This is a genomic window from Mesorhizobium temperatum (assembly GCF_002284575.1).
Classification (GTDB): domain Bacteria; phylum Pseudomonadota; class Alphaproteobacteria; order Rhizobiales; family Rhizobiaceae; genus Mesorhizobium; species Mesorhizobium temperatum.
This window is the reverse complement of sequence record NZ_NPKJ01000050.1, coordinates 21,107-39,064: the sequence shown is the minus strand read 5'-3', so window position 1 is coordinate 39,064 and position 17,958 is coordinate 21,107. Positions and strand designations below refer to the sequence as shown.

The window sequence follows — 17,958 nt, the reverse complement described above, 5'->3', positions numbered from 1 at the left end:
GTGGGGTCATATCGATTTAAAAGCGCTATTGGTGCATGGCAGCAATGCAAATTGTGCAATGCACCATCGCCGCCAAATCACGTCTTCGACATAGATAGGCCCGAATCGGAAAATGCCGTAGCGTCAACGGTTTGGCCGGATCGGCTGAAAAAAGAGCAAGCTGGGGGAGAAAGGCATGGCGAGCTATTCGTCACGCGTCAGGACCGATATCGCACGATGGCTGCAGGCTGGCTGATTGAGGCCTCGACGGCCGACGCGCTGACGCGCGACGTCGAGGCCAATGAGCGCAAATCACTGAGCTTCGGCTCGATCCTGGCGATGATGGCGGCGCTGCTTTTTGGTGCGGCCGTCCTTATCTTCGTCGCCGCCAATTGGGAAGCCATCCCGCGGCTGGCGCGGGTGGCAGCGCTCTTCGCCATCATCCTCGCCGGCTATGTCGGCGGCGCGGTGCTGAAGACACGCGACCATGCTGCGATCGGAGAGGCACTCTGGATCATCGCCGCGGCGGCATTCGGCGGATCAATCGCGCTGATCGGCCAGATGTATCATTTGTCCGGCGACGAAACATCGGCCTTGATCACCTGGGGCGCTGGCACGGCCTTGGCGGCGGTCGCGCTGCGCTCGAACCCGCTGACCGTCGCTGCTGTCGGCATTGCCGACGCATGGCTGTTCCTGAGGGGGTTCGACTATTTCAGTCGCACGGAATTCCCGCATTTCTTCGTCGTCATGGCGCTGGTGCTGTTTGCGATTTCATTCTGGACGCGCAGCCAGGCAGCGCGTCACCTGATCATCCTGTCGGTCCTCTTCTATCTCGTGCTCCTAGTGACGCGTCAGGACACGCTGCAGGTTGCCATCCCGCTCGTTGTCACGTCGGCGGTCCTTTTCGCCGCTGCGATCTTTGCTGCCGAGCCTGTCGACAGGGTCTTGCAACTCGGTGGCAGGTTGCCCTTGCACGCGCTGGTCGGATTTCTCACCGGCATGGCGATGATCCAGTTCGAATTAGCCGATTTAAGCAACTACAACAGCGGCTTCGGCATTGCCTCGGCCATTGCGCTTGCCGGCATTGTCGTGGCGATTGTGCAGGGAGGGCGCGAGAGCAGGGGCTTGCGCTGGGTTGCCTATGCCGGCTTCGCCTTCGCACTCGCCATCATCTATGTGGTGATGTTGCAGTCGATGCTCGACACAGCAGGCTTCTTCCTTGCAGCCGCTGTGCTTCTTGGCCTGCTTGCCCTTGTCATCCTCCGCGTGGAAAAGCGCATGAGGGCCTCGAGCGTGGAAGGAGCGGCGGCATGATGACCGGTAAAAGACTGATCATTTCAGCGGTGGTGCTGGCGCTCGTCCAAATCGGTTTCCTGAGCTGGATCATCGCCGGTCGGGCAGCGATCTTGCGCGACGGCAAGCCGGTGCTGCTGAGGGTCGAACCGATCGATCCACGCGATCTCCTGCGCGGCGACTATATTTTGCTCGACTACGAGATTTCGCGCATACCGACGCAACTGATCGGCAACATTCCGGCCGGCAAGCGGACGAGTGACGACACGTCGATCGTGGTCAGGCTGAAGCAGGGCGCCGACGGCTATTGGGGTGCAACCTCGGCCTGGTTCGGGCAGGCACCGGCGCCGGCAGCATCGGATGAAGCCGACATCGTGGGGCATGTATCCGCAGGCTGGGATCTCAGCCCGGAAGCAACGGCGATCGCGCCGGACTATGGCATCCAGCGCTTCTATCTGCCCGAAGGCGAGGGGATGGCGATCCAGAACGACATGCGGGTGCGGCCATTCGGCGTCCGCGTTGCAATCGCAGCCAATGGCACGGCGCAGATCAAGGCGCTGATGGACGGCGACAAGACGCTGTTCGAGGAACCGCTTTATTAGAATTGAAGAGCGTGGCCGGCTCGGACAGCATCAAAACATGACAATTATCCTGACGACACGAGAAGACATAAATCTCAGCTCCGTTTTCCGCGTCGCCTGGAAGAAAGACACGGTGCAAATCAGCGGCAAGGCCTTGCAACGCATCGCAGAGTGTCGCGCGTCGTTCCTGCGTCTCATTGAAACCGACCCTGTACCGGTCATCTATGGCGTCACCACCGCCATGGGAGAACTGGCGAGTAGGCGGCTCGAAACTGGCGAGCGGGATCGCCATGCACGCATCAAGGCGTTCGCAGCCGCCACATCGTTCGGCGAGCCTCTGCCAGATCGCGTGGTGAGGGCGATCGTGCTTGCCCGGCTGGCGAATTTCCTCGAAGGAAATGCCGCGACCACACCACGCATGGCGATTGCCGTCGCCGCGATGCTGGACGGCGGACCCATGCCCATGGTGCCATCCTCCGGCCAGGGCGGTGCCGGTGAAATCCTCGCCCTCTATCCGCTCTTTGCAGAGCTTTCGACGCGCTTCGACCTGGAAGTCAAGGAACGGGGGTCTTTGATCAATGGGTCGCCCTGCGCTGCCGCACTCGTGGCCGATGCGGCCTTGGCGGCTCGCCACCGTATTCGTCTTGCCGAAAAAGTCTTTGCGCTTTCGATCGAGGCGTTTCGCGCGCCGCTCGAGCATTACGACCCGGCGCTCGACGCGCTTTGGGGCGATGAACACGAAGCAGCGGCGCTGCGCGGATTGAGGGAGTTTCTTGCCGGCGCCGGCACCGGGCGCCGCAATTATCAGGCGCCGGTCAGCTATCGCATCATTCCTCGCATCCTGGGGCACGCGCATCGCGCGCTGGCATCGGCGGAACGCGCGGCGACCGTGTCGCTCGCCTCGGTATCGGACAACCCGGTCTACATCCCGCCAGACGACGAGCATCCGCTCGGGCGCTGCATCAGCACGGGCGGCTATCACAATGCCATGGCAACACCCGCCCTGGATGACCTGGCAGCGACATGGGCCGATATCTGCCTCTTGTGCGACCGCCACGCCTCGAAGCTTTTGAACGGCAAGGTCTCGCTCCTGCCCGATCTGCTTTTGACGGGGCGGGACTGGAGCGACAGCGACGGCCACGGCAATGTCGGCTATGTGCCGATGGCGATCACGGGGTATCTGGAGCAGGCGAAACTCGCGGCCCAGCGAACCTTCATCCCGGGAACGGAATCGGCCGGCGCCGGCCAGGACGACGTCGCCACGACGGTCTTCCTCGCATGGACGAAGGAAGCACGCGCCGGCCGCTGCCTCGATGCCGCGATGGCGATGCTGGCGGTGATCGCCTCGCAGGCACTGCATGTCACCGAGCGCGTGGCGCCTCCGGCGCTTCAGTCGTTCGTCGCGGACATCAGAAGCATCGTGCCGCCGGTCGGCAACGATCGCGTGCTGGGACCTGAGCTTGCGAATCTGACCGAATGGTTCACGCGCCAGGTCTTAGAGGTAGGCCACCACAGTGGTGCGGATGAAGGGACTCGAACCCCCACGCCTTTCGGCACTGGAACCTAAATCCAGGGCGTCTACCAATTCCGCCACATCCGCGTCGCCCGGCAATCCCATGTAGCCATCATTCTGTCAATGTCGCGGTCAAAATAGGGGCCGTTCGCCGGCGCATGATCCTTTCCGAAAATCGATTTTTCGATTTTCGGAAAGGATCATGCGCCAAAATCAAGGTGCTACAGCGTCCTTTGCGCGTCCAAGAGGACGCGCGGCGCTGTAGACGCGAAGATGGTTGAAAATTAGCCGCGCCTGTGACAAAAGGCGTGTCGAATGTGACGGGATGCGACGATCCGCTTCTGCAGAATGTGATAAGAAGTAGGAAAAACAAAGACTTATTCACATTTTGGAGCGTATTTCTGGAGGATTTGAGCCGCGTTGGGCGGACAAATTGCCAAGTCCGCACCAAAAGCCATTCCCGGCAAGATCATACCGGCAGGCTGTAAACGGCAGGAGCCGTTTGGCTGCCTCATTGGTGGAAACAAAGGTTCTATGATGCAGGTCACCGAAACGCTCAACTCCGGTCTCAAGCGCGAGATCAAGATCACCGTGCCGGCCGGTGATATGGAAGCCAAGCTGATGGCGCGGCTTTCCGATGCCAGGAGCAAGGTCCGCATCAACGGCTTCCGTCCCGGCAAGGTGCCGGTGCAGCACCTGCGCAAGGTCTATGGCAAGTCGTTCATGGCCGAAGTGGTCAACGAGATCCTCAACGATTCGACCCGTTCGATCATTACGGGGCGCGGCGAAAAGGCTGCCATGCAGCCCGAAGTAATCATGACCGAGGACGAGAAGGAGGCCGAGAAGATCCTGGCCGGCGGCGCCGACTTCGAGTTCCGGCTGAACTACGAGATCATCCCGCCGATCGAGATCAAGGATTTCTCCGACATCAAGGTGACGCGTCAGGTGTTCGACGTGCCTGACACCGAAATCGACGAGCAGGTCCGGCGTGTCGCCGAATCGGCGCGTACCTACGAGCCGAAGACCGGCAAGGCCGCCGAAGGCGACCGCGTGACGATCGACTATGTCGGCAAGATCGACGGCGAGGCCTTCAGCGGCGGCGCCGGCACGGACCAGCCGCTGGTGCTCGGCTCCAAGGAATTCATTCCCGGCTTCGAGGATCAGCTCATCGGCAGCAAGGCCGGTGACGAGACGCAGGTCACGGTCACGTTCCCGGAAAACTACCAGGCGGCGCATCTGGCCGGCAAGGAAGCAACCTTCGACGTCACCGTCAAGGAAGTGTCCAAGCCCGGTGCGTTGGAGATCAACGATGAAACGGCCAAAAATCTCGGCCTGGAGTCGCTGGAGCGCCTGCGTGAAGTGGTGCGCGGCCAGATCGAGAACCAGTTCGGTTCGATGACGCGCCAGAAGATCAAGCGCCAGCTGCTCGATCAGCTCGACGCCGCCTACTCGTTCGAGGCGCCGTCGAAGCTCGTCGAGGCCGAGTTCAACAACATCTGGAACCAGGTCAACCGTGATCTGGAAGCCGCCGGCCGCACCTTCGCAGACGAGGAGACGACGGAAGAAGAGGCGCGCGCCGAATATATGCGGCTTGCCGAGCGCCGTGTGCGTCTCGGCCTGGTTCTCGCCGAAATCGGCGAGAAGGCCGGCGTCACCGTGTCGGACGAGGAACTGCAGCGCGGCCTGCTTGAGCAGGTGCGCCGTTATCCGGCCAACCAGCAGCAGGAAGCCTTCGAATTCTACCGCAGCAATCCCGAAGCGCTGAACACGTTGCGCGCGCCGATGTTCGAGGAGAAGGTGGTCGACCATCTGCTCGGCCAGATCTCCGTCACCGACGTCAAGGTCAGCAAGGAAGAGCTGATGGCCGACGACGAGGACAGCGAGACGGCCAAGGCGAAGCCGGCGAAGAAAGCCGCAGCGAAGAAGGCCGACGCCAAGAAGGCAGACGATGCGGAAGAGCCCAAGAAGAAGGCCGCGCCGAAGAAGAAAGCTGCCAAGGACGCCGAATAATACGGCATTGTGCTGGATGTGAAAGGCCGCCCTCGAGGCGGCCTTTTTCGTTGCCGCCGACGTCGCAAGGCCGCTGCAGTCCTCGCCGCCGCCCTTAGTCGCGAGGCAATTGATTGACGAGGATTTGCATCACGGTCACTCGCTTGGGCAGTTCAACGAGAAACTCTTCGTCGCGCGGCAGGTGGTGGATCTTGTGCGGGTCGCCGCCGGTGAAGCTCGCCATGGCTTCTACGTCAGGCCAGTACGAGATCGTCACGAACTCTGTTTCTTCTTCGCGATCTTCGCGAAACAACTGCACGCCAAGTGCCTTCTCCTGAAGCGGCGGAATGCCTTCGCGGCGTAGATATGGCTCGTAGGCGTCTGCCAGATCACGGCGTGTCCTTCCCCGCCAGATCCGGGCAATTGTGGCGTTGTCGCTCATGAAGTGCTCCTCTCGATGGGTTGTCATGAGGATGGGGCAGCGATGGCGGGATCCGCTGCGGTGTTGTGCGGGCGATTAATGCAGGACCTTGCCCAGAAACCGTCGTACCAGTGGCAGGGCGACCTCGAAATGGGTCTCCAGCAACCAGTGCCCTGCGTCGTTCAGCAAATGCAGCTCGGCCTCGGGGAGATCGCGCAGATAGGCGCGCGCTGCCGGCTCAGGCATGTATTCGTCCTTCGGTCCCCAAAGGATCATGGCCGGCGGCCGCTGCTCGCGCAGGTATGCCTGGTAACGAGGGAACCAGTCGAGATTAGCCTTGAGCTTCTCCATCAGTCCGACTGAAAGCGCACGGCGCACAGGCGTATCCATCAGCGGCCAATGCAATTTCCACATATCGGGCGGGACACGTCGAGCGACGTGGGCATCGACTTCGCCGACGAACTCGGCGCGAAAGCCGTCCTCGCTCACCGCCTTTTCGAGCGGCGCGCGGTTCTCTGGTGACGGATCCCGCCAGAAGCGCTGGATCGTTTCGTATTTGGGGCCAAGAGCATCCGCGTAGATGTCGCCATTCTGGATGACGAGGCCCCTGATCCGCGATGGATGCGCTATAGCGTGGCGCAGGCCGATCTGCGAGCCGTAGTCGTGCAGCCATAGCGCGTAGCTGCCGAGCCCCAGCGCGTCGGTGAACCGCTCCAGAAAAGTCGCGTAGGCGTCAAAATCATAACCGAACCGTGCCGGATCGGGGGTTCCACTGTAGCCAAAGCCGGGGAAATCCGGCGCGACCGTTCGCCAGCGATCGGCGAGCGCCGGCATCAGCCGGCGATACTGGAAGGATGAGCAGGGATAGCCATGCGGAAGCAACAGCACCGGCGCGGTTTCAGAACCTGCTTCTCTGTAAAAGACCGTGTCACCGTCGATCGTGCGGGTGCCGTGGCGCACCTCCAGGACGCTCCTGTCGTTCATGGACGTTTCTCTGATCTTTGATCTTGCAGACGTTGAACCGTAGCTGGTCTAACGCCTTTAGCCGCTATGCGTTCCGACTGCGCTCGACGCCGATCGAGTGGCCTCGTCGCTTCGGCGGCAATCCTGCTGGTCGACTTCTTCTATCTGCCGGCCATATTCTGTGGTATGTAGATGCCGCAATTCCATGCGGGAGACGCGGATATTCCGCTCTGTCGTGCAAGGGGCGCATGCCGGCCAAAGTGTCGGCAGGTGCAGATCGTCCAAGACAGATTTGGCGATCGGGGAGGGAATGCCATGCGTGCAATCGCGTTTTTCGTCGTCTCCGTTGCGACCTTTGTAACGAGCCCATCCCAGGCACAGGATGCCGCCGCGGGTGAGAAGGTCTTCACCAAGTGCAAGGTCTGTCACGTCGTGGACAAGGACCAGAACAAAGTCGGTCCGTCATTGAGCGGCGTCATCGGCCGGACGGCCGGGACGCATCCGGGGTTCAAGTATTCTAAGGCCATGACCGAGGCGGGTAAGTCCGGCGTCAAATGGGACGACGCCACCCTGACGAATTATCTTCGCGATCCCAAGGCCATGATCAAAGGCGGGAAGATGGCGTTTCCCGGTCTCAAGAAGGACGAGGATCTCGCCAACGTCATCGCCTATCTGAAGCAATTTTCCAAATGACCCGGTTCTTCCGCCAGGAAGTAACCCGGTTCTTCCGCCAGGAAGTAACCCGGTTCTTCCGCCAGGAAGTAACCTGGCTCTTCCGCCGGTTGATGGGCCGGCCAGATTGCCTGCCCCCATCGGTGGTCGCCTGAAATGTCGGCTCGGGAAAGCGGCCTCAAGGATACCGGTATCCAGATCTCGGAAGCGACGGTCAGTGATTTCTTCGCGCTTCTGAAACCACGCGTCATGGCGCTTGCTGTTTTTACCGCTTTCGTCGGCCTGATGGTGGCGCCTGGGGCAATGAATCCGGTCATCGCCGTGATTGCAATCGGTGCAATTGCGGTTGGAGCGGGAGCGGCCGGGGCACTCAACATGTGGTACGATGCCGATATTGACGCGTTGATGTCGCGCACGTCAAAGCGGCCGGTCCCGTCAGGCCGGGTCATGCCAGGCGAAGCTCTCGGCTTCGGCCTGGTGCTTTCCGTACTTTCGGTCATGACGCTCGGCGTGCTGGTTGGGTGGCTTGCCGCATCGCTGCTGGCCTTCACCATCTTCTTCTACGTCGTCATCTACACGATGTGGCTGAAACGCACGACGCCGCAGAATATCGTCATAGGCGGCGCTGCGGGTGCCCTTCCTCCGGTGATCGGGTGGGTCGCGGCCACCGGCGCCGTCGGGGCTGAAAGTCTCATCCTGTTTCTGATCATCTTCCTCTGGACGCCGCCGCATTTCTGGGCGCTAGCGCTGTTCAAGATCGGCGACTATGCCGCCGCAGGCATTCCCATGATGCCGAACGTGGCCGGCCAGGCTTCGACCAGAAAACAGATCTTCGTCTATTCACTGATCCTGGCACCAATCGGCGTGCTCCCTTGGGCTTTTGGATTCGCAAGCGGATTGTACGGGATTGTTTCGGCCGCATTGGGCGCGGGTTTCATCTGGCATGCCTGGAAGCTTCTGATCGACAAGGAGGTGAAATTCGCAAAGGCGCTGTTTGCCTATTCGATTCTCTATCTTTTCGCGATCTTTGCCGTGCTGCTTGCCGATACCATTGCAATGCGTGTCGTCATGTCAGCCGGAAATTGACGGCATGACCTGCCTCGTGGCTGCATTGAATCCTCGGATTGCTTGCCGGGTTGAGAATCGGCGAATTGCTGAACGAGGTGCGCCCCGAACCTGCTCAAACCTCACATTGGCACTGCGCAGAACCCCAGCAACAGCAGAATAACTACGCCAAGGCCGAGCATGAGAACGGTCTTTCCATCCATGACCTTCACCCTTCAACCCAGCTTGGACAATATCGAAGAAAGGCGGTTAGAGCTAGCCGGATCACCGGAGCCGTCCTCTCAAGACAAAGGGCGGCGACAAATCCCCTGCAAGAGCGTATGTTGATCGTGGTGCAGGTCGCGGTTTTGCGTGGCCAGTCACGCTGAACGACAGCACCGTGAAATCGCGACCTTACCGGACCTGGTTCTGGAGGAATGGTCATGGCAAGTTTTCACGTGATTGCAGGCGCCAGCGAGACGCTGGAGCACACCAGAATTCGAAAGATCGGCGTTTCCGACCTTTTCGACGCGCTCAAGCGCGGCGTCGATGATTTCATGGTCAAACCGTCGCATATCGTTTTCCTCTGCCTGATCTATCCGCTTGTCGGCGTCGTGCTCGCTGTCTGGACGTCGGGCAACAATGCGCTGCCGCTGTTGTTTCCGCTGGTGTCGGGTTTTGCGCTGATTGGTCCATTCGCGGCGATCGGCCTCTATGAGATCAGCCGGCGACGGGAGGCCGGGCTCGACGCCTCCTGGAGCCACGCTTTCGGGGTCAGGAATTCTCCGGCGCTGCCGGCCATCGCGGCGGTCGGGATCATGCTGCTTGCGATCTTCATTGCCTGGCTTTTGACCGCGCAGATATTTTACCAGCAGGTGTTCGGCCCGGCCCCGCCGGAATCGCTGTCCAGCTTCATCAGTGAAATATTCGCCACCGGACGCGGCTGGACGCTGATCATCCTGGGCCACGCTATCGGATTCGTCTTCGCCGCGGTCGTGTTGTGCACCACGGTCGTCGCGTTCCCGTTGTTGCTCGACCGCGACGTCGGCGCCTATGAAGCCATCCACACCTCGGTGCGCGTGGTCCTGGCGAACCCGATCGTGATGGCTGTTTGGGGGCTGATTGTCGCCGTCGCCCTGATCATAGGCTCGCTGCCGGTGTTCGCCGGACTGGCGGTGGTGCTGCCGATCCTCGGTCACGCCACCTGGCACGTCTATCGCAAAGTTGTGGAATCGCCGGCCTCCGCCAGACCGGCGGACTGAAAAAGCCCTGCCGCACCGCGAGAGCGACGGTGCGGCAGGTTGGCCAGAGCGTTCAGTAAGCCGGGTAGCTAAAGCGGGCTTGCTGTGCGTCGCTGGTCAGGTTGCGGAAATCCTTGCCGCTGACATGCACGAGCGTCCTGTGGTCACCGCCCTCGAAATAGATGTCGGCGGCATTGCCGAGGCTTTCATCGAGGATCACCGGCACATCGTAGGCCGCGCCGATCGGCGGGATGGCGCCGGTGTCGCAATCCTCGAAGAGCGAAACCACCTCGTCTTCGGAGGCGAGTCCGATACGCTGGTCCATGACGTCCTGCAATGTGCCGAGCTCGATCCTGTGCGTGCTGGGGACCACGGCCAGCGCATAGCCACCGTCGTGATGAACCACCACCGATTTGGCCATTATGCTGCCGGGCACATGCGCCGCTATGGCGGACTGCCTGCTTGTCGACGTGCGGTGGTGCTCGACGGTGTCGTAGGAAATTCCTTTCTCGTCGATAAAGTCCTTCAGTCTGTTTGCGATCGTCATCTTGAGCCTCCCTCGCTGGAGTTCGCGACGCATGTGGAAACGAGGGCAATCATTTTGCTTCTGTCGTTTCCGCTACCAACAAAAATGGGCCAGCTGTCGATTGTTTCAAGGCACAGGAGCGGCCCGCAAATAGCGTTTCCTGCTCTTGACAGGAGACGCCGTCGACAAACCCTGTACCCGGATTGCGCGTCAGGGCTCGGCCCCAAAAAACACCGTCCGGGTGAGAAGCGTGTAATCCGATTCGAAGACCATCATTGCCACGAACACCAGCACCAGTATCGGCGGCAATATGATCGCATATGTCAGCGCCAGCCGTTCCCAGGCCATGTGCATGAAGACCGCGACGATCAGCCCGGCCTTGAGCATCATGAAGATGAGGATCAGCGACCATCTGAGATAGCCCTGGAGGCCGACATAATCGACCAGATAGGAGCAGGCGCTGAGGATGAACAGCCATGCCCAGACCACCAGATAGAGCTTGATCGGGTGCTCCTGATGAACCTCCGCAGGGGCGATGCCGGTTGCTGCCGGATCATGCGCTTGAGCTCCGTGCAGCGTATGTTGCCCCAGGCCATTTGCGGTTGCTTCAGCCATATCTGCCTCTCACCAAAGCCATGTCTGCATCTCACCAAAGATAGAAGAATGCGAAAATGAACACCCAGACCAGGTCGACGAAATGCCAGTAGAGCCCCATGATCTCGACGTGCTCGTAGCGGCCCCTGCGGCTGGTGAAGAAACCGGGCCGCCCGGTTTCGTAATCGCCGCGCCAGACCTTTCGCGCCACGATGATCAGGAAGATCACCCCGAACGTCACATGGGTGCCGTGAAAGCCGGTGATCATGAAGAAGGATGATCCGAACTGCGCCGCACCCCACGGATTGCCCCAGGGCCGTACCCCTTCGGTGATCAGCTTGGTCCATTCGAAGGCCTGCATCCCGACGAAGGTCGCGCCGAGTGCTGCCGTCAAAATCATGAGGATCGCCGTCTTGCGGCGGTCGTGGCGATAGCCGAAATTCACCGCCATGGCCATCGTTCCGCTGCTCGAGATCAGCACGAAGGTCATGATGGCGATAAGGATCAGTGGAATATTCGAGCCGCCAATGTGAAGGGCAAAGACCTCGCTCGGATTGGGCCACGGCACTCGGGTAGACATGCGCGCGGTCATGTAGGAGAGCAGGAAGCAGCCGAAGACGAAGGTGTCGCTGAGCAGGAAGATCCACATCATGGCCTTGCCCCAGGACACGTTCTTGAACGCGCGCTGATCCGAGGACCAGTCGGCGGCGACGCCTTGCAAGCCCGCCGGCCGCGGCTGTGCTTGGCCAGTATGCGTCAGTGTCGTGTCTGCCATCCGCCAGGCCCTCCTAGGTCAGCAACTGTCGGCAAATCTCGATAAAAGTAGCGGCCCAGCCGGCCAGAAGTGCGAAGATGGCGAGCCAGACGAAAAGCAGGAAATGCCAGTACATGGCGCATAATTCGACGCTGAGGCGAAGCCGCTCCGGCGGTGTTCCGTTCCAGGCGCCGGCAGTCGTTCTGCTCAAGGCGACCAGCCCTCCGAGTATGTGCAGGCCATGCATCCCGGTTATCAGGTAGAAAAAACTGTTGGCCGGATTGGCGGTCAGCAAGTAGCCGTCGGCGGTCAGTTCCCGCCATGCCACGAGCTGTCCGATCAGGAAGACAAGCGCGGTGAGCCCAGCCGTAGCGAGGCCGAGCCTGACCGTGTCGATTTGGCCCCGGCGCGCGGCGACCGAGGCGCAATGCAGTGCGATGCTGCTCAGGACCAGCACGCTGGTGTTGAACCAGAGTACGCGCGGCAGCGGCAGCGCCTGCCAGTCCGACAGCGCCATACGCATGAAATAGGCGCTGGTGAAAAGCGCAAACAGGCAGCCGACGACGGCGAGGAAGACGCCGAGGCCGATCTTGGCGGTCGGCAGCGTCGACCCTTCCGGGCCGATAATATCCCCGATCACACCTTGCTCGAGCCATGGCTTGGCCATCAGCCGCTGGTGGGAAAGCCACCATCCGGCAAAGCCGACGATCACGAGGAGGAAGACCAGAATGACGCTCATGCCGGCTCTCTTGAGGATCCGAAGGAGCCCGGCATGTTTTGCGGGATAAAGTCCTCCTTGGCGCCCGGCACGCTGTAGTCATAGGCCCAGCGATAGACGATCGGCAGTTCCTTGCCGAAATTGCCATGGGCGGGCGGTGTTTGCGGCGTCTGCCATTCGAGCGTCGTGGCGCGCCACGGATTGCCGCCGGCCTCCCGGCCATGGCGGATGCTCCAGATCAGATTGAACAGGAACACGACCTGGGCGAAGCCGACGAGGAACGCCATGATGCTGATGAACGAGTTCAGATCGTGGGCCGACTCGGTCATCACCGTCATGTCGGTCAGTTCGTTGTAGCGGCGCGGTACGCCCATCAGGCCGATGTAGTGCATGGGAAAGAAAATCAGGTAGGCGCCGAGGAAGGTGACCCAGAAATGGAACTGGCCCATTGCCTCGTTCAGCATCCGGCCGGTGACCTTCGGGTACCAGTGATAGATCGCCCCGAAGATCACGAGGATCGGCGCGACGCCCATGACCATGTGGAAATGGGCAACGACGAACATCGTGTCCGACAGCGGAACGTCGACGACGACGTTGCCGAGAAACAATCCTGTCAGCCCGCCATTGACGAAGGTGACGATGAAGGCCAGGGCAAAAAGCATCGGTATGGTGAGGTGGATGTCGCCGCGCCACAGCGTCAGCACCCAATTGTAGACCTTGATCGCGGTCGGGACGGCAATGATCAACGTCGTGGTGGCGAAGAAGAAGCCGAAATAGGGATGCATGCCGCTGACATACATGTGGTGGGCCCAAACCACGAAGCTCAGCGCGCCGATGCCGACGATGGCCCAGACCATCATCCGGTAGCCGAAGATGTTCTTGCGCGCATGGGTGCTGATCAGGTCGGATACGATGCCGAAGGCCGGGAGCGCCACGATATAGACCTCGGGGTGGCCGAAGAACCAGAACAGATGCTGGAACAGGATCGGACTGCCACCGCCGTGCTGCAATTGTTCACCCATCTCGACGATCGCCGGCATGAAGAAGCTGGTACCGAGCGCCCGGTCGAACAGCATCATCACGCAGGCGACAAACAGCGCCGGGAAGGCGAGCAGCGCCATGACGGTCGCGGTGAAGATACCCCAGACGGTCAGCGGCAGGCGCATCAGCGTCATGCCGCGTGTGCGGGCCTGCAGCACCGTCACGACATAGTTCAAGCCGCCCATGGTGAAGCCGATGATGAACAGGATCAGCGAGACGAGCATCAGGATGATGCCCCAGTCCTGGCCGCCTGGTGTGCCGGTCATGATCGCCTGCGGCGGGTAGAGCGTCCAGCCGGCGCCGGTCGGTCCGCCGGGCGCAAAGAAGCTCGACACCAAAACCAGTACGGCAAGCAGGTAAATCCAATAGCTCAGCATGTTGACATAGGGAAAGACCATGTCGCGTGCGCCGACCATCAGTGGGATCAGGTAGTTGCCGAAGCCACCCAGGAAGAGTGCTGTGAGCAGGTAGATCACCATGATCATGCCGTGCATGGTGATGAACTGGTAGTAGGCTTCCGGAGTGATGAAGTCGAACGTGCCGGGGAAGCCGAGCTGCAGCCGCATCATCCAGGACAGCACCAGCGCCACCATGCCGATTGCCGTGGCCGTCGCCGAATACTGGATGGCGATGACCTTGGCGTCCTGCGAAAAGACGTATTTCGTCCACCAGCTGTGCGGATGGTAGAGTTCCATCTCCGCGACTTCGGCCGGCGGTACCGTATCTGCAGGTGTGATATCGACCATAAGAACACTCCGTGCCCTTTTCGACCAGGCTCGACAGTTTCGAGCCCTGCCGCAATTTCAACCCACGTCGCCGTCTTCCCGACGTCTACTCTGCCGAGCCCACCTGCTGGGGGGCTGACAATTGCGCGAAAGTCTGCTGTTCGCCGAGCCACGCCAGATAGTCTTCCGCCGTATCGACCATGACCACGCCATTCATCAACGGGTGCCCTTGGCCACAAAGTTCGGCACACAGGACCTGAAAAGTTCCGGTCTTGGTCGGGGTGAACCAGAAATAGGTGACCGAGCCCGGGATCATGTCCATCTTGGCGCGGAATTCAGGGACGTAGAAATCATGCAGCACGTCGATCGAGCGGAGCAGCATCTTGACCGGCTTGCCGACCGGCAGATGCAGATCGGCGGCTTCGACGACGACATCGTCCTGGCCGTTGGCGTCACTGGCGTTCACGCCCAAGGGATTTTCAGGGCTGACGTTGCGGGTGTCGGATGTGCCGAGCTTGCCGTCCTTGCCGGGCAAGCGGAAACTCCACTGCCATTGCTGGCCGACGACTTCGACCACTGTTGCGTCGCTTGGGACGCTGACGAACTGGTTCCAGACAAACAGGCCGGGAACCAGCATGGCCGTGACCCCGATTGCGGTGACGATCGTCAGCCACCATTCGAGCCGCTTGTTCTCGGGTTCGTATGCTGCCTGGTTGCCTTCCCGGTGACGGAAGCGAAAGACGCAATAGGCCATGAATAGGACGACGGCGGCGAAGACGACGCCGGTAATCCAGAAGGTGATGATGATGGTGTTGTCGATATAATCCCAGTTAGAGGCAATCGGCGTCCACCACCATGGGCTCAGGAAGTGGAACAACACTGAGCCCACAACTACCAAAACGAGTACAAGCGCTATGGCCATATCCCGTTTCCTCCCGGCATTCCAAGGGCGCGAAGCCGTCCCTGGAAATGCCAAATGCATCATAGCTCGATTTCTGATCGAAATTCTAGTGCGGTCTTCCGGCCAGCCGAAACCGCAGTGGCGGTGATGTGGAAAAACCTAAGAAGAAGAAGGCTGCGGCGAAGAAAAAGCCCGCCAAAAGCGCCGAACAACACGGGTTTCCGCCGAATTGTGAAAGGCCGCCCCATGTGCGGTTTTGACTTTAGAGCGACGTGCGGCCACTTAGACGGACAAAGTACACTCTGCACTCTCACTATCTGCGCATCGTGCTGTCCGCGAATCGATTCCGATTCGAGCCGATGCGGTAGGCGACAGATTTGTGCCCAAGCAGCGGTTGGCGGCTGGCGATACGAGGTTTGATCATTATCTGCGGCGAGTTGCAAAGTGCAGGTCGTTGGAGGGATCGTTGAAGCTATTCGTCGGCATTGGAGGCGCGGTCGCCACGGCGTTCCTCCTTGCGCTGGAGCGAATGGCTGCAGTTGAACGATGCCGTATCCGCCAGCCGGACCATCACCGTGTCGGTGACCGTCGACAAGGCCAGCAAGGTCAACGAAAGCTGGCCGGTCGGCAAGCGCGGGAGGAGGCTGGTTCGGGATGGTGTCGACGGGATCAGGCGATTGGTTCCGCAGACCGGCTCCAGTTGTCCTGGCGGTTCCGGCTGCTGTCGGGGCGAGGCGAGGCCGATTTCGATCTTGCCGGTTCAGCGAGGCGGTCGGCCAGATCGCCGGCACCTGCAACACCGAGTTGCCGTGATCGGACCAGCCACGCTCGCCTCAACCACTAAGAGTCCGTTTGAGAATGGTCAGGGGTGAGCGATGCGGCGTAGGAGCAAGCTGCCCAGGGCGAGGTGGATCATGGCTTCGGAGACGTCGAGCCGTTGTTCATAGTCGCCGACGAGCCGGCGCCATCGTGTCATCCAGCCGAAGGTGCGCTCCACGACCCAACGTCTCGGGAGCACTTTGAAGCCAGGCTCGGCGTCGCTCCTACGGACGATCTCGAGAACGTAGTCGCGGTAGTCGACAGTGTCCATCAGCTTGGTGCGGTCATAGGCGGCATCGGCGAACAGGTGCTTGAGCCACGGCCATCGCTTGCGGATGGCTCCGACGATCGACTGAGCGCCGGCGCTGTCCGAGATGTCGGCGGTGGTGAGATTGACCATGAGCAGCCGGCCATCGGTGTCGACGGCGATGTGGCGCTTGCGACCGACAACCTTCTTCGCGGCATCAAAGCCGCGCTCTTCTGCCGCGGGCGCCTTGATGCACTGGCTGTCAATGACGGCGGCGCTCGGACCCTGCTCGCGACCTTCCTGTTCACGGTCGAGCATGAGCGCCACGTCATGGATCGTGCGGAACAGCAGCCGTCGCACAAAGCGCCGGAACCACCAGTAGACCGTCTGCCAGGGCGGGAAATCCTTCGGCAGCATCCGCCAGCCACCACCCGAACGCGCGAGATAGCGCAGTGCGTTCAGGACCTCCCGCAGGTCGGTCGCTGGCTTGCGGCCACGTTTTGGCGGCGGTGGCAGAAACGAGCGCACAATGGCCCATTCTTCGTCCGTGAGGTCCGTCGGGTAGCGCTTCGCTCGCTTTTCAAGGTCAGCCATCCGGCTACGGCTTGCTCGGGTCCACATTCCGAGCTTGAATCACAGATCACGCCAGTCCAGAAGTACCGATCTGACGGCAGCTCAGGAAAATGCCATGACATTAACCTCCCTGCTCATGCCACTGCTGAACGAAGGCACCGACGTGTGGCGCCCGGTTGCCATCAAAACCCTCGATGACGGAACTTACCAGATACTCGGACCCATGCCGGATGATGAGGAATGGACCTTCGCTCCCGGCAGCATCGTCGCAGCGCAACTGAGAACCTTCAGCGACGGCGAAGAACAGCTGGTCGCGGTGCTCCGCGCTTAACCGAGCACCCTTACGCTCCATTCTCAAACGGACTCTAAGAAATCCAGTGAGTTATTCCGGCGCAAACGTCTCGAACGCAACCGCGCAGCCAGCGATGCGCCGGATCGGCATCGAGCCGCGGGTGCCACAAAAGCGACACCGTGATTTCCGGCAAGGGAACCGGCAGAGGGAAACAGAACATCCCGTCGCGCAGGTTCCCCGTATAGCGTTCGGGAACGCTGGCGATCAGGTCCAAGGCACGCGCCAGGGCCAGAGCTTCCGAAAAGCCGCCGACGACCGTCACGATTTCTCGTTTCAACCCCAACGGCTCAAAGGCATCGTCGATCGGCCCCCTGTCGAGCCCGCGACGGGAGATGAGGATGTGCCGGCAGGCTGCGTAACGGGCAGGGGTGATCGTCAGCTCGCATAATGGATGCCCCATCCGCACGACGCCGACTAAACGATCACGAAACAGCGCTTGCGCGCGCACCTCCGGTCCCGTGGCCTTTCCGACGACGCCGGTTTCAAGATCTACGCTGCCGTCGCGCAGGGGCGTGCTGTCCTTGTCTGGCTTCAACACAAAACGCAGCCGCACGCCCGGTGCTTGTTGGCCGACGCGCGCAATGAGATCCGGTCCGAAATTCTCGACAAAGCCATCCCTGTTTCGAAGCGTGAAGGTTCGCACGAGCCGTTTCAGGTCGAGCGTCTCAACAGGACGCAGAACGGATTCGGCGTCCTCCACAAGCTGACCGACGCGCTCGCGGAGCTCGATGGCTCGGGGTGTGGACACGAGGCCGCGGCCAGCCCTGACCAGCAGCGGATCGCCGGTCGTCTCACGCAATCGCGCCAGCGCCCGGCTCATTGCCGACGGGCTCAGCCGCAGCCTCTTGGCGGCGCGCGCAACGCTGCCTTCCGTCAGCAGCACATCAAGGGTGACAAGGAGATTGAGATCGGGATGCGACATGTGCTGAGCGTAGCACGGTCAGCACGATCTGACATAGCGTCAAACGCAATGATTAAGTGCAAATGATGCATCTTCCGCCATATTAGGCAA

General features: G+C 60.8%; 17 protein-coding genes, 1 tRNA gene and 2 pseudogenes. 8 read left to right on the top strand and 12 right to left on the bottom strand.

All coding sequences use genetic code 11. The features are described 5' to 3' along the window. The first annotated feature begins 175 nt into the window (after window positions 1–175). The 3 genes and pseudogenes from CIT26_RS17550 to CIT26_RS17540 form a co-directional block, all read left to right on the top strand. Window positions 176–1,293: pseudogene (locus CIT26_RS17550) on the top strand (DUF2157 domain-containing protein). Next, the gene (locus CIT26_RS17545) at window positions 1,290–1,874 is read left to right on the top strand and encodes a GDYXXLXY domain-containing protein (protein WP_095493755.1); all 585 of its coding nucleotides are present in this window, start codon (window positions 1,290–1,292) and stop codon (window positions 1,872–1,874) included. Before CIT26_RS17550 ends, CIT26_RS17545 begins: the two are co-directional and overlap by 4 nt. Before the next feature lie 37 nt (window positions 1,875–1,911). Further along, window positions 1,912–3,207 (top strand): annotated as a pseudogene (locus tag CIT26_RS17540) (aromatic amino acid lyase); the annotation flags it as partial. Between the two features lie 161 nt (window positions 3,208–3,368). Here CIT26_RS17540 and CIT26_RS17535 read toward each other — a convergent pair. Further along, window positions 3,369–3,453, bottom strand: a tRNA-Leu gene (locus CIT26_RS17535). A gap of 450 nt (window positions 3,454–3,903) precedes the next feature. Here CIT26_RS17535 and tig point away from each other — a divergent pair. Next, window positions 3,904–5,376, top strand: a complete 1,473-nt coding sequence (gene tig / locus CIT26_RS17530; protein ID WP_095493794.1) for a trigger factor — start codon at window positions 3,904–3,906, stop codon at window positions 5,374–5,376. A gap of 94 nt (window positions 5,377–5,470) precedes the next feature. On the opposite strand, the gene CIT26_RS17525 is transcribed toward tig, so the two are convergent. After that, window positions 5,471–5,797, bottom strand: coding sequence for an antibiotic biosynthesis monooxygenase family protein (locus tag CIT26_RS17525; protein ID WP_095493754.1), 327 nt, complete (start codon window positions 5,795–5,797; stop codon window positions 5,471–5,473). A 75-nt stretch (window positions 5,798–5,872) separates the two neighbouring features. After that, on the bottom strand, window positions 5,873–6,760 hold the full coding sequence (locus tag CIT26_RS17520) for an alpha/beta fold hydrolase (protein ID WP_095493753.1): 888 nt from the start codon (window positions 6,758–6,760) through the stop codon (window positions 5,873–5,875). 294 nt (window positions 6,761–7,054) lie between these two features. Between CIT26_RS17520 and CIT26_RS17515 the strand changes: the two genes are divergently transcribed. The 3 genes from CIT26_RS17515 (at window position 7,055) to CIT26_RS17505 (ending at window position 9,717) form a co-directional block, all read left to right on the top strand. Continuing rightward, window positions 7,055–7,432 carry a c-type cytochrome gene (locus tag CIT26_RS17515; protein WP_095493752.1) on the top strand — a complete coding sequence of 126 codons (378 nt, stop codon included), beginning with the start codon at window positions 7,055–7,057 and terminating at the stop codon, window positions 7,430–7,432. Between the two features lie 135 nt (window positions 7,433–7,567). After that, a complete protein-coding gene (locus CIT26_RS17510; protein WP_095493751.1) occupies window positions 7,568–8,497 on the top strand; it encodes a heme o synthase in 930 nt (309 codons plus the stop codon). A gap of 401 nt (window positions 8,498–8,898) precedes the next feature. Then, window positions 8,899–9,717 (top strand): DUF2189 domain-containing protein, encoded by an 819-nt coding sequence (locus CIT26_RS17505; protein WP_095493750.1) that lies wholly within the window; start codon window positions 8,899–8,901, stop codon window positions 9,715–9,717. A 52-nt stretch (window positions 9,718–9,769) separates the two neighbouring features. On the opposite strand, the gene CIT26_RS17500 is transcribed toward CIT26_RS17505, so the two are convergent. The 8 genes from CIT26_RS17500 to CIT26_RS17465 form a co-directional block, all read right to left on the bottom strand. Beyond that, window positions 9,770–10,243, bottom strand: a complete 474-nt coding sequence (locus tag CIT26_RS17500; RefSeq protein WP_065007814.1) for an aminoacyl-tRNA deacylase — start codon at window positions 10,241–10,243, stop codon at window positions 9,770–9,772. Window positions 10,244–10,432: 189 nt separating this feature from the next. Beyond that, window positions 10,433–10,837, bottom strand: a complete 405-nt coding sequence (locus CIT26_RS17495) for a cytochrome C oxidase subunit IV family protein (RefSeq protein ID WP_095493749.1) — start codon at window positions 10,835–10,837, stop codon at window positions 10,433–10,435. Window positions 10,838–10,868: 31 nt separating this feature from the next. After that, a complete protein-coding gene (locus tag CIT26_RS17490) occupies window positions 10,869–11,591 on the bottom strand; it encodes a heme-copper oxidase subunit III family protein (RefSeq protein ID WP_095493748.1) in 723 nt (240 codons plus the stop codon). A gap of 13 nt (window positions 11,592–11,604) precedes the next feature. Further along, on the bottom strand, window positions 11,605–12,309 hold the full coding sequence (locus CIT26_RS17485) for a cytochrome c oxidase subunit 3 (RefSeq protein WP_095493747.1): 705 nt from the start codon (window positions 12,307–12,309) through the stop codon (window positions 11,605–11,607). Further along, window positions 12,306–14,075, bottom strand: a complete 1,770-nt coding sequence (gene ctaD, locus CIT26_RS17480) for a cytochrome c oxidase subunit I (RefSeq protein WP_095493746.1) — start codon at window positions 14,073–14,075, stop codon at window positions 12,306–12,308. Before ctaD ends, CIT26_RS17485 begins: the two co-directional genes overlap by 4 nt. A gap of 85 nt (window positions 14,076–14,160) precedes the next feature. Beyond that, the gene (gene coxB, locus CIT26_RS17475; protein ID WP_095493745.1) at window positions 14,161–14,976 is read right to left on the bottom strand and encodes a cytochrome c oxidase subunit II; all 816 of its coding nucleotides are present in this window, start codon (window positions 14,974–14,976) and stop codon (window positions 14,161–14,163) included. A 451-nt stretch (window positions 14,977–15,427) separates the two neighbouring features. Beyond that, window positions 15,428–15,565, bottom strand: coding sequence for a hypothetical protein (locus CIT26_RS36640; protein ID WP_167391436.1), 138 nt, complete (start codon window positions 15,563–15,565; stop codon window positions 15,428–15,430). Window positions 15,566–15,817: 252 nt separating this feature from the next. Next, window positions 15,818–16,642 carry an IS5 family transposase gene (locus tag CIT26_RS17465; protein WP_095493744.1) on the bottom strand — a complete coding sequence of 275 codons (825 nt, stop codon included), beginning with the start codon at window positions 16,640–16,642 and terminating at the stop codon, window positions 15,818–15,820. 67 nt (window positions 16,643–16,709) lie between these two features. Between CIT26_RS17465 and CIT26_RS17460 the strand changes: the two genes are divergently transcribed. Next, the gene (locus CIT26_RS17460; protein ID WP_143747861.1) at window positions 16,710–16,925 is read left to right on the top strand and encodes a hypothetical protein; all 216 of its coding nucleotides are present in this window, start codon (window positions 16,710–16,712) and stop codon (window positions 16,923–16,925) included. Between the two features lie 34 nt (window positions 16,926–16,959). Here CIT26_RS17460 and CIT26_RS17455 read toward each other — a convergent pair whose 3' ends face one another. Next, window positions 16,960–17,868, bottom strand: a complete 909-nt coding sequence (locus CIT26_RS17455; protein WP_095493742.1) for a LysR family transcriptional regulator — start codon at window positions 17,866–17,868, stop codon at window positions 16,960–16,962. Window positions 17,869–17,958: the final 90 nt, after the last annotated feature.

Coding starts and splice junctions, on each gene's coding strand:
- CIT26_RS17545 (WP_095493755.1), top strand. CDS start 1,290: ATGATGACCGGTAAAAGACTGATCATTTCAGCGGTGGTGCTGGCGCTC.
- tig (WP_095493794.1), top strand. CDS start 3,904: ATGCAGGTCACCGAAACGCTCAACTCCGGTCTCAAGCGCGAGATCAAG.
- CIT26_RS17525 (WP_095493754.1), bottom strand. CDS start 5,797: ATGAGCGACAACGCCACAATTGCCCGGATCTGGCGGGGAAGGACACGC.
- CIT26_RS17520 (WP_095493753.1), bottom strand. CDS start 6,760: ATGAACGACAGGAGCGTCCTGGAGGTGCGCCACGGCACCCGCACGATC.
- CIT26_RS17515 (WP_095493752.1), top strand. CDS start 7,055: ATGCGTGCAATCGCGTTTTTCGTCGTCTCCGTTGCGACCTTTGTAACG.
- CIT26_RS17510 (WP_095493751.1), top strand. CDS start 7,568: ATGTCGGCTCGGGAAAGCGGCCTCAAGGATACCGGTATCCAGATCTCG.
- CIT26_RS17505 (WP_095493750.1), top strand. CDS start 8,899: ATGGCAAGTTTTCACGTGATTGCAGGCGCCAGCGAGACGCTGGAGCAC.
- CIT26_RS17500 (WP_065007814.1), bottom strand. CDS start 10,243: ATGACGATCGCAAACAGACTGAAGGACTTTATCGACGAGAAAGGAATT.
- CIT26_RS17495 (WP_095493749.1), bottom strand. CDS start 10,837: ATGGCTGAAGCAACCGCAAATGGCCTGGGGCAACATACGCTGCACGGA.
- CIT26_RS17490 (WP_095493748.1), bottom strand. CDS start 11,591: ATGGCAGACACGACACTGACGCATACTGGCCAAGCACAGCCGCGGCCG.
- CIT26_RS17485 (WP_095493747.1), bottom strand. CDS start 12,309: ATGAGCGTCATTCTGGTCTTCCTCCTCGTGATCGTCGGCTTTGCCGGA.
- ctaD (WP_095493746.1), bottom strand. CDS start 14,075: ATGGTCGATATCACACCTGCAGATACGGTACCGCCGGCCGAAGTCGCG.
- coxB (WP_095493745.1), bottom strand. CDS start 14,976: ATGGCCATAGCGCTTGTACTCGTTTTGGTAGTTGTGGGCTCAGTGTTG.
- CIT26_RS17465 (WP_095493744.1), bottom strand. CDS start 16,642: ATGTGGACCCGAGCAAGCCGTAGCCGGATGGCTGACCTTGAAAAGCGA.
- CIT26_RS17460 (WP_143747861.1), top strand. CDS start 16,710: ATGACATTAACCTCCCTGCTCATGCCACTGCTGAACGAAGGCACCGAC.
- CIT26_RS17455 (WP_095493742.1), bottom strand. CDS start 17,868: ATGTCGCATCCCGATCTCAATCTCCTTGTCACCCTTGATGTGCTGCTG.